Raw genomic sequence first — 4,581 nt, 5'->3', positions numbered from 1 at the left:
AATTCGGTAATTTTCTTGTCTTCAAAATCATTTATTGCACCAGTTCCACACATTTTATCGTAAGGAAATTCATTAAAATAGTAATAGGTTAAAGTGTCATTATAAAATATAAATTGATGTTCTGCAAAAGAAGGTGATACTATGCGGATTAAAGAGTCTGTATTATTTCTGTTCTTTAATTTTTTATTGTACTTATTATATGAAAACGATGAATCTGGATTTATACCCATCGCTAATATTATTTGATTGATAGAATCTTGGTGTAATTTTTCATGTTTTTCTCTTGTTAATTCGCGTTTACAAGATATCAACCCAATTAATAAAAAAAAGTAAAAAATTATTTTCATAGCTATTTAATTTTTTAAAGTTAATAAATTAAATAGCTATTGTTGTAAAAAAATGTTCTGAGAATCATTTCAGAACATTTTTTATATGGATTATCGTAAGATTTTAATCATTTTCTGGTGCGTCATGCGATGGAATGTCATCTAAATCTAACATTTCTTTTGCAAGAGCAATCATACGTGGCGTTCCGGTATGTTTATTTTTTTCGTCCGAAAGTTTTACAACGCCTGTCCATTTAATATCAATAGAAGAAATTTCGGTTAATTTCATCACGATATTCATAGGTTTTAAATCGGTGTCGTTTGTTAAATTCGTTCCAATTCCAAATGATAATCCAATTCTTCCTTTGAAAGCTTTTGTAATCATTTCCACTTTTTCTGAATTTAATCCATCCGAGAAAATAATCGTTTTGAATAAAGGATTGATTCCCATTTTTTCGTAATGAGCAATTGTTTTTTCTCCAAACTCAATCGGATCTCCAGAATCATGACGAACGCCATCAAACAATTTAGATAATTTTTTATCAAATTGTCCAAAGAAAACATCTGACGTATACGTGTCTGTCAAAGCAATTCCTAAATCACCATAATAAACTTTTACCCAACGATCTAAGCTGATTGAATTCGCAATTTTGAATCCGTAACGAGCGCCATGAAACATAAACCATTCGTGAGCATGAGTTCCAATTGGTTTTACGTTGTATTTATGTGCAAAATGAACATTAGAAGTTCCAACAAAACTTTTTCCTTTATGATTTGTTAATTCTTTCATCACGACATCATGAACTTCGTAACTGTGACGACGACGCGTACCAAATTCCGCAATTGTAACGCCAAGACGATTGTATAAATCAACTTTATCGCTTGTACGTTTTGTGATTTCTTCGTTCGAAATGCGTTGAGCATTTGTCAATTTATAGAAAATTTCGCTAATCAAACATAAGATTGGAACTTCCCATAAAATAGTGCGATACCAATATCCTTCTACATGCACTTCTACATCAGTACCGTTTTGGGTGATTTTTACTTCATTTGGATCATAACGATAACCTTGCAAAAAGTCTAAATAAGCAGGACTCAAATAAGGGCAATTTGTTGTGAAAAAGTCTTTTTCGTCTTTGGTTAAAGCAAGTGAAGCCATTGCATTGATTTCTTTTTGTAATTCATCCGCAAAACCTTCAGGAAATTGATGTTCGCCTCGGTTGATGAATTTATAGCGAGCCATTACATCTGGATACAATTTTGTAACGCCAAATTGCATGGTGAATTTATAGAAATCGTTATCGATAATAGATTTTATAATACTCATTTTTTAGGTTTAATTCTAATATATTTTGAAATTTAAAGATAAAAAAAAACCATCAATACAGATGGTTTTTGTAAGATTATCTTGATTTGAAGATAATTATTTTGTTGTTCTTTTCTCGATTTTAGGTAATTCGAAATTGAAAATTATAGTTGCGTCTCTGTATGTTGAATATTCAGTTAACCCTGATCCAGAAACGTAGTATTTATTTCGTGCATAAGCTAAACGAGAAGGTAAAATAATTACACCTTGAAAGTTATACAAATCAGTTGTAGCACGTTCAGTTGTTTTGAAATGTTTCAATCCTTCAGCGAAATTTTTCAATTCGATGTGTTCTCTTTTTACTCCATTTTTAGCTTCTGTTTCAGTTGGGATAAAATAATAAAAACTAGGATCTTTCACAGCCGATCCATCTCCAGTATTTATACTTGAATAATAAAACTGACCTAAATATCCATATTTTCTTTTATAATCTGTACTGTTTGTAGCTACAAAATATGTAGTAACTGAGCTTAGGTAAATTGAAGTACTATCATTAGATACAATTGTTTCTCCAGTTCCTTTATGATTTGGATTTTCGGCATACCAAATTCCTAAGTTATCTTGTTTTGCTAAACTTTTTAATGTTGGATAGGCATCATCATCGTTTCCTTTGATAGTATCGAACTTTGTAAGTTTTCCATTTTTAGGATTGAAGTAAAAATCTTCCATATATTGTTGAATCGCTTCATCATCTAAAGCATTACGTTCCTCAATTGGAATTTTAGTTTCTTTATTCACACCGTTATCATCATCATTATTACATCCTACTAAAATAGCAGAACATGCAATTAAAGTAACGAAGAATTTCTTTATCATGTTATTTCGATTTATATTGCGAATTTAGAAAAAATATTAGTTTAACCTAACAAATATTCAGTTTTAAATGAGATTAGATAAATTTCTTTGGAGTGTTAGATATTATAAAACCAGATCTTTAGCGGCTGATGCGGTAAAAAAGAATCGTGTAAAAGTGAATGGAGATGTTGCAAAAGCGTCGCGAGATATAATTCCTGGTGATGCGATTGAGGTGAGAAAAGATCAAATTAATTTATCTTTTAAAGTGTTGCAAGTGCCAAATAATAGAATTGGAGCTAAATTGTTAACCTTGCATATTGTGGATACAACGCCAAAAGAAGAATATGAAGTTTTAGAGCTTCGCAAGCTTTCGCAAGATTATTATCGTGAAAGAGGTGAAGGTCGACCAACGAAAAAAGATCGCCGAGATTTGGATGATTATTTAGAAGAAGGTGGAGAAGATACAGAAGGTATCATTATAAAAGGAGAAGATTTGGATTAATTCCAAATCTTCTCCTTTTTAAGATGTTTCATAATTTCGTCCAAAATCTCTAATGTACTTTGGTTCGAAATACTGATTGTATATTTTGCCTTTTCATAATATTGATTGCGTTCAAATAAATGTTTCGCAATAAACTCCATCATTTCTTCATTAGAAAGATGAGCAATTAAAGGTCGAGTTTCTTTTTTATTTTCTAATCGTTTCACCAATTGTGGTAATTGTACACGCATAAAAAATGAAATTGAATTGTTGGCAATTTCATTCATATTATCGAAATAAACAGGTGTTCCACCGCCTAAAGAAAGCACAATGTTTGTTGAAGTCAGAACTTCTTTTAAGGCTTCTCGTTCTTTTTTACGAAAACCTAATTCGCCTTCTTTTTCAAAAATCTCACTAATTTTTGTTTGATATTTTTGTTCGATAAAATCATCAAGATCAATAAATTCGAAACCCAATGCTTTGGCTAAATCTTTTCCGGTAGTCGATTTTCCGCTACCCATATATCCTACTAAAGAAATAATCATGATTAGTCTACTGGTAAGTCTTCTGAATAAAAAATAGTTAATCTCGCATATCCATCAAACGTATCAATTTGATATGAATACGTATTCTCCAAACGTCTTGCATCATAACGTTCCACATTATAAGTTACTTGATAATCTTCGTTAGTAACGATTGAATTTGAATGATGATATTTAGATTTTGGCGCATCTTTTTTGATTTCTGCTCTATATTGATTCAAGAATTTAATAGGAAAAGAATATGTTAATTTATAAACAATCTCTTGTGAAACCTGTATTGCTGTTATTTTATTCAAAAACATTGTTCCTTGATTATTGTTTTTAATCTTCAAAGAATCTAAACGATCTGAATTTTGAATGTATAAATTTTTTCCAAGTTTAGAAACCTTGAAACAACGATCATTCAATTTTTGATGAATAATCTGTGGTTGATCTTTTATTAATTCCTTTAATTCTTTCAATGCAAAATTAGACAAATGTGCATCTTTTGTTTCCTGATTACAATTGTTTGCATATTCAGAATCGGGTACGTCTGCCTCTGGATTATCAGATTTTTTACACGACACCACCGAAAACAAAGCAATAATAATATATAGTATATTCTTCTTCATTCTAAAAATTTCAATCTTTAAATAGCGTTCCGAAAATAATTTCGGTTCTCATAGATTTAGATTTGCTGGTTGACAAATATAGTATATAAATCATTTATCAAATATATAAAATGATGTTTCTATGGCTTATTTTTTCAGTTTTCGTACTCGAAATTCTATCTTTCAAAAAAAAACTAAAAATTTATCTAAATTTAAGTTCTTAAAACCGAAATGATTAATTAATAAATTGTAAAAAACTTCACAAAACGTTTGTTAAATTAGTATTAAACGCCCTATATTTGCACTCGATTTAAGAAACCGACCTGGTAGCTCAGTTGGTAGAGCACAACACTTTTAATGTTGGGGTCCTGGGTTCGAGCCCCAGCCAGGTCACTTAGTCAAAACGTTCTTTTTTATATAAAAAAATAAAAACGTCTTTCGTTTTGTAAACTCAGATATAATCGTATATTTGCAGTCCGAA

The 4,581-nt window shown here is 30.3% G+C and carries 6 protein-coding genes and 1 tRNA gene; 2 read left to right on the top strand and 5 right to left on the bottom strand.

Annotation, left to right across the window (positions count from 1 at the left end):
• From N5D46_RS14435 to N5D46_RS14425, 3 genes are all read right to left on the bottom strand, one after another.
• The coding region (locus N5D46_RS14435; RefSeq protein WP_280050417.1) for a hypothetical protein at nt 1-347 on the bottom strand (347 nt) is incomplete at its 3' end.
• Between the two features lie 103 nt (nt 348-450).
• Complete coding sequence (pncB, locus tag N5D46_RS14430) at nt 451-1,653, bottom strand: nicotinate phosphoribosyltransferase (protein WP_280050415.1); 1,203 nt, start codon at nt 1,651-1,653, stop codon at nt 451-453.
• Nucleotides 1,654-1,749: 96 nt separating this feature from the next.
• Nucleotides 1,750-2,508 (bottom strand): hypothetical protein, encoded by a 759-nt coding sequence (locus N5D46_RS14425; protein ID WP_280050414.1) that lies wholly within the window; start codon nt 2,506-2,508, stop codon nt 1,750-1,752.
• A 67-nt stretch (nt 2,509-2,575) separates the two neighbouring features.
• On the opposite strand from N5D46_RS14425, the gene N5D46_RS14420 reads away from it, so the two are divergent.
• Nucleotides 2,576-2,989 carry an RNA-binding S4 domain-containing protein gene (locus N5D46_RS14420; protein WP_038334500.1) on the top strand — a complete coding sequence of 138 codons (414 nt, stop codon included), beginning with the start codon at nt 2,576-2,578 and terminating at the stop codon, nt 2,987-2,989.
• Here the strand turns inward: N5D46_RS14420 and N5D46_RS14415 are convergent.
• Both N5D46_RS14415 and N5D46_RS14410 read right to left on the bottom strand, forming a co-directional pair.
• Nucleotides 2,986-3,513 (bottom strand): shikimate kinase, encoded by a 528-nt coding sequence (locus N5D46_RS14415; protein WP_038334501.1) that lies wholly within the window; start codon nt 3,511-3,513, stop codon nt 2,986-2,988. The two genes, N5D46_RS14420 and N5D46_RS14415, sit on opposite strands and share 4 nt — an antisense overlap.
• A gap of 2 nt (nt 3,514-3,515) precedes the next feature.
• Nucleotides 3,516-4,121 (bottom strand): hypothetical protein, encoded by a 606-nt coding sequence (locus N5D46_RS14410; protein ID WP_280050413.1) that lies wholly within the window; start codon nt 4,119-4,121, stop codon nt 3,516-3,518.
• A gap of 299 nt (nt 4,122-4,420) precedes the next feature.
• On the opposite strand from N5D46_RS14410, the gene N5D46_RS14405 reads away from it, so the two are divergent.
• Nucleotides 4,421-4,493: transfer RNA gene (locus N5D46_RS14405), tRNA-Lys, on the top strand.
• The last annotated feature ends 88 nt before the right edge of the window (nt 4,494-4,581 follow it).

Source organism: Empedobacter sp. GD03865, from assembly GCF_029840775.1.
Lineage (GTDB): Bacteria > Bacteroidota > Bacteroidia > Flavobacteriales > Weeksellaceae > Empedobacter > Empedobacter falsenii_B.
Note: the sequence above shows the minus strand (reverse complement) of the source record. Positions and strands in the feature narration are given on the sequence as shown.